This is a genomic window from Bradyrhizobium pachyrhizi (assembly GCF_001189245.1).
GTDB classification, from domain to species: Bacteria; Pseudomonadota; Alphaproteobacteria; order Rhizobiales; family Xanthobacteraceae; genus Bradyrhizobium; species Bradyrhizobium pachyrhizi.
Genome location: NZ_LFIQ01000081.1, coordinates 26030 through 31133, shown reverse-complemented (window position 1 = coordinate 31133; position 5104 = coordinate 26030). Strand labels below are relative to the sequence as shown.

The window sequence follows — 5104 nt, the reverse complement described above, 5'->3', positions numbered from 1 at the left end:
CGGCGATATCGCCGCCGCCTTCGCCGAGTTCCGCGCGCAATATGACGTCGGCGCCGATCCGGTCGTGGTGCTGTCCGACCTTGCCGAGTTCGTCAATTTCGTCACCCGCGTGAAGTTCGTGCCGGGGACGGCCGACAATGTCGCGTTCGGCGAGACCGAGCGGGTGCGGGCGCGTGAATTCGCCGCCAAGCTGTCGATGCGGGTGCTGTCGCGGATGTGGCAGATGCTGCTTAAGGGCATCGCCGAGGTGCAGACCGCGACGCGTCCGGCCGCTGCCGCCGAGATGGTGCTGGTGCGGATTGCCTATGTCGCCGATCTGCCGACGCCGGATGAGGCGATCCGAATGATCGAGCAGAACGGCGGCGGCGCGGCGCCCGCGACGTCGGGTTCCGCCACGTCGTCACCGTCACGCGGCGCACCGAGCTCGGCGATGTCGGCCATGCCGTCGGCGCCGGTGCGCGCGCCGCAGGCCGCGCCGCGCGCCGATCTCGCCGCGCGTCCGCAGATGGCCGCGCCGGTCGCCGCTGCCGCGCCGGCGCTGCGGATATCAAGCTTTCCGCAATTGATCGCGCTCGCCGGCGAGAAGCGCGACATCATGATGAAGAGTGCGCTGGAGGCCGATGTGCGGCTGGTGCGCATCGAGGACGGCCAGCTCGAGATCGCCCTCGAGCCGAAGGCGCAGCGCGCGCTGGTCACCGATCTGTCGCGCAAGCTCGAACTGTGGACCGGGCGGCGCTGGACCGTGATCATCTCCAACGAGGCCGGCCAGCCTACGGTGCGCTCGCAGAACGAATTGGCGCGCAGCGAGCACCAGCGCGCCGCCGAGGCCGATCCGCGCGTGCAGGAGGTGCTGGCGCGCTTCCCCGGCACCAAGGTGGTCGAGGTCCGCCGCCTTGCCGCCGAGGTTCCGGTCGCGGATGCGACCGGCGAAGACCCGATTGAAACTTCCGACAGCGATGACGATTGATATTTGGCTACAAGGACGCACGCATGGCTGATTTTCTCGGCATGATGAAGCAGGCAGCGCAGCTGCAATCCAAGATGCAGGAGATGCAGGAACAGCTCGGCAATGTCGAGGTCGAAGGCATCTCCGGCGGCGGCCTGGTCACGGTGCGCATGACCGCCAAGATGGAAGTGAAGGGCATCAAGATCGATCCGTCGCTGATGAAGCCGGAGGAACGCGAGGTGCTCGAGGATCTCCTGGTCACCGCGCATGGCGATGCCCGCCGCAAGGCCGAGACCGCGATGCAGGAGAAGATGATGGCGCTGACCGGCGGGCTCGGCCTGCCGCCGGGATTTGGTCCGACTTAGAGCGCAGCGAGATCGAGATGAATCATCGTGCTTTAGCTCTTTGTTTGAGCATGGCCTTTTCGGAAAACCGCTTCGCACTTTTCCGGGTCATGCTCTAATGGCTGCAAGCGTTGCCGGCCCCGAGATTGAACGCCTGATCCAGTTGCTGGCGCGGCTGCCGGGCCTCGGGCCCCGTTCGGCGCGGCGTGCGGCGCTGCATCTGATCAAGAAGCGCGAAGCCCTGATGACGCCGCTGACCGCGGCGCTGCAGGTCGCGATCGACAAGATCCAGGTCTGCAAGACCTGCGGAAACATCGATACACAAAACCCCTGCACGGTGTGCACCGATCCGCGCCGCGATCCCTCGATCATCGTCGTGGTCGCAGACGTCGCCGACCTCTGGGCGCTGGAGCGCGCGAATGCGACCAATGGCCGCTATCACGTGCTCGGCGCAACGCTGTCGCCGCTCGACGGCGTCGGTCCCCAGGATCTCACCATCGATCAGCTGGTGGCGCGTGCGCATGCGCCTGAGGTTAGCGAGATCATTTTGGCGCTCAATGCGACCGTCGATGGCCAGACCACCGCACATTACATCACCGACCTCTTGTCGGAGGCCAATGTGCGGGTGACGCGGCTGGCGCATGGGGTGCCGGTCGGCGGAGAGCTTGATTACCTCGATGAAGGTACGCTATCTGCCGCCATGCGGCAGCGGACGCTGTTCTAGCGCGCGATGCCGGCGCCGAGCACGGCGTCAGGCGCCAAGCGATCGGTCACAATCCGAAAAGATCGCAGCGAAACAAAATGGTAGGGTGGATGCCGATTCGGGGACGGTCATTCACGCTCTGACGAATCAAGATACGGAACCACTGACAATGACGGCACACCGATTCGGCGTACGCTTGAGCTTTGCGCTTCTGGCGGCAACGTTCGCCGCGCCTTGCGCCATCGCGCAGCAGGCCGACGCGCCGCAGAAGCCCGGCAAGATGATCCACGCCGGCGACGTGCTGTCGGGCGAACTCAGCGCGATGAAGGTGCGCGACGCCAAGAACCGCGGCAAGCGAGTCGCGACCTACCAGATCACCAGCGAGCCGCGCCGCCTGCCGCCGCCGAACGGTCTGTGCAATCTCGAGACCGGGCCGGAAACCTTCCAGCTGATTCCGACCAACGATGCCCAGGCCGCGCAGCTCAAAAGCCTCTCCGGCAAGGAAATCTCGGTGAAGGTCGACGAAATCGCCTGCGCCAAGGACGCCGGCGAGATGAGCGAAGCCATCGTCACCAAGTGGAGCGTGGTGGCGAAATAGGGGCGTGCTTTGTCGCCCGGATGGAGCGCAGCGACGTTTCTTCTCCTTCCCCCTGCAAGGGGGAAGGTCGGGATGGGGGTCCGCCGCGCGCGACGCTGCGTGTGGAGAGACACAGATCCCCACCCGCTTTGCTTGAGCGAGCAAAGCGACCTCCCCTTTTCAAGGGGAGGTTTGAGAGACAGGAATCCTGCGGCCGATCCGTAGCCCAGATGGAGCGAAGCGAAATCCGGGACGGTCGTGCCGGTCGAGAGATTTCCCGGATTGCGCTGCGCTCCATCCGGGCTACAGGCGACTAAACCCGCACCGGCCCCAGCTCATCGAAATGCCCGCGCCGCTGCAGCCAGGCGAGCAGGATCAGGCTCGGGACCGCGACCAGCACGCAGATCACGAAGAACATCTGCCAGCCGACGGCCTTGGCCACATAGCCCGCGCCCGACGACAGATAGGTGCGGCCGACCGCTGCGAGCGCCGTCAGCAGCGCGTACTGGGTCGCGGTGTGCAGCGGATTGCGGCACAGCGCCGACAAATAGGCGACGAAGATCACGGTGCCGATCGCGCTGGTGAAATTCTCCGCGGTGATCGCAAGCGCGAGCGCCCATTGATCGACGCCGACATGCGCCAGCCACGAGAACGAGAGATTGGCGATCGCCTGCAGCACGCCGCCGATCCAGAGGCTGGTCGCGAGCGAATAGCGCCGCGCCACGAAGCCGCCGGCAAAGCCGCCGATCAGGGTCGCGGCAAGGCCGACGCCTTTCACGATCGCCGCGTAATCGACCTTGGAAAAGCCGATGTCGATCACGAACGGCGCGGTCATCGTGCCCGAAAACGCGTCGGTGAACTTGAACAGCACCACAAAGGCGAGCGCCGCGAAGGCGTCCTTGCGGCTGAGGAACTCGGAGAACGCGCCGAGCGCCGCGTGCAACACGCGTTCGGCCGCGTTCTGCGCATGCGTCGCCGCCTCCGCGCCTTTCGATTGCGCCGGCTCGGTCGCCGCAAGCGCGGTGATGATACCGATCACGACCAGCGCGGCCATCACCACATAGCCCCACATCCAGGCCGACGGGCGCGCGAGGCCGGCGGACTCGAACCCGCTGACGATGAACAGCGCGCCGGCGGTCGAAACCAGCATGCCGACGCGGTAGGCCGCGACATAGGACGCCATCCCGGCGGCCTGCTCGCTTTCGGGCAGGCTTTCGACGCGGAAGGCATCGACCACGATGTCCTGCGTCGATGAGGCCGTTGCGACCAGCAGCGCGGCGAAGGCCGCGAACCATGGCGATCGCGCCGGATCGGCCATCGCCAGCACCACGATCGCCGCGATCAGCAACAGCTGCGAGAACAGCAGCCAGCCGCGGCGGCGGCCGAACATCTGCGTGAACAGCGGCACGTGCAGCGCGTCGACCAGCGGCGCCCAGAGGAACTTCAGCGTGTAGGGCGTGCCGATCAGCGCCAGCAGCCCGATGGTGCCGAGATCGACCCCGGCCTCCTTCATCCAGACCTGCAGCGTCGAGCCCGACAGCGCCAGCGGTAGCCCCGAGGAGAAGCCCAGCAGCAGCACGATCAGCACCCGCGGCTGCAGGTACACGGCAAAGCTGTCGCGCCAGGAGGTGGCGGCGGGCTTTGGCTCCGGCTTTGCAGACGCGTCTGACGTCGATTCAGGTGCTGTCATAGAGGAGTTGGTAGCAGATTCGGCCCCAAAAAGACTGTCATCGCCCGGCTTGACCGGGCGATCCAGTATCCCGGAAGCCTATCCGCCACCTGCGGCAATTTCCGGGTAAAGATCGATTCAGTCCGGATTGTCTTTTTCGATTAGGGAAATCTTCCAAGCGCGTCGCCATTTCTTCAGCCGCTTCTCGCGTCGGATCGCGTTCTCAGGATCATCGAACTGCTCGAAATAGACCAGCCTTACGATATCGTACTTTTCCGTGAAGCCTTCGACCAACTTCAACTTGTGCTGGCCGACGCGACGAATGAGGTCGTTTGTCACACCGATGTAGAGCGTGCCGCCGATATGGCTGGCGAGGATGTAGACGTAATAGCTGCGTGCCCCCATCTGCCGCCTCTGGAATACTGGATCGCCCGGTCAAGCCGGGCGATGACAGCTGATTATGTGGTGCGATCTTTGGTCAGCAACATCACTAGGTGCGGTCATAGAGAAGTTGTTACCAGAATCAGCCCCCAAAAGACTGTCATCGCCCGGCTTGACCGGGCGATCCAGTATCCCAGTGGCCTATCCGCCACCCACGGCTATTTCGGGATAAAGTCGGGCGATGACATCGATTGGGTGGCGCACGCCGGACAACTTCTAGAAACAACGATCATTCCCCCGCCTGCAGCTTGCGCGGGGCGGGGAACAGGTCGGGGGCGGGCTTGACGAAGCGCGGCACCTCGATCGGGATCTCGGACTTGCTGAAGTCGAGTTCCTCGATCCGGCCGGCGCGTTTTTCGATCTTGTCGGCGGAGATCAGGATCTGCCTGACGTCCTCGTTCACCTGGCCGAAATGGGTCTGCAG

General features: G+C 64.8%; 5 protein-coding genes and 2 pseudogenes. 4 read left to right on the top strand and 3 right to left on the bottom strand.

What is annotated here, in order from left to right; translation table 11 throughout:
• The 4 genes and pseudogenes from AKL29_RS44990 to AKL29_RS17870 form a co-directional block, all read left to right on the top strand.
• Window positions 1-967: pseudogene (locus AKL29_RS44990) on the top strand (DNA polymerase III subunit gamma/tau); the annotation flags it as partial.
• Between the two features lie 23 nt (window positions 968-990).
• On the top strand, window positions 991-1311 hold the full coding sequence (locus AKL29_RS17880; protein WP_028335943.1) for a YbaB/EbfC family nucleoid-associated protein: 321 nt from the start codon (window positions 991-993) through the stop codon (window positions 1309-1311).
• 97 nt (window positions 1312-1408) lie between these two features.
• Window positions 1409-2014, top strand: coding sequence for a recombination mediator RecR (gene recR / locus AKL29_RS17875; protein ID WP_028335942.1), 606 nt, complete (start codon window positions 1409-1411; stop codon window positions 2012-2014).
• 148 nt (window positions 2015-2162) lie between these two features.
• On the top strand, window positions 2163-2591 hold the full coding sequence (locus AKL29_RS17870) for a hypothetical protein (RefSeq protein WP_167350402.1): 429 nt from the start codon (window positions 2163-2165) through the stop codon (window positions 2589-2591).
• Between the two features lie 292 nt (window positions 2592-2883).
• Here AKL29_RS17870 and AKL29_RS17865 read toward each other — a convergent pair whose 3' ends face one another.
• From AKL29_RS17865 to AKL29_RS44985, 3 genes and pseudogenes are all read right to left on the bottom strand, one after another.
• On the bottom strand, window positions 2884-4260 hold the full coding sequence (locus AKL29_RS17865) for an AmpG family muropeptide MFS transporter (protein WP_050385041.1): 1377 nt from the start codon (window positions 4258-4260) through the stop codon (window positions 2884-2886).
• A gap of 117 nt (window positions 4261-4377) precedes the next feature.
• Entirely contained in the window at window positions 4378-4644 is a 267-nt protein-coding gene (locus AKL29_RS17860) for a GIY-YIG nuclease family protein (RefSeq protein ID WP_050385040.1), read from the bottom strand.
• 265 nt (window positions 4645-4909) lie between these two features.
• Window positions 4910-5104 (bottom strand): annotated as a pseudogene (locus tag AKL29_RS44985) (DNA recombination protein RmuC); the annotation flags it as partial.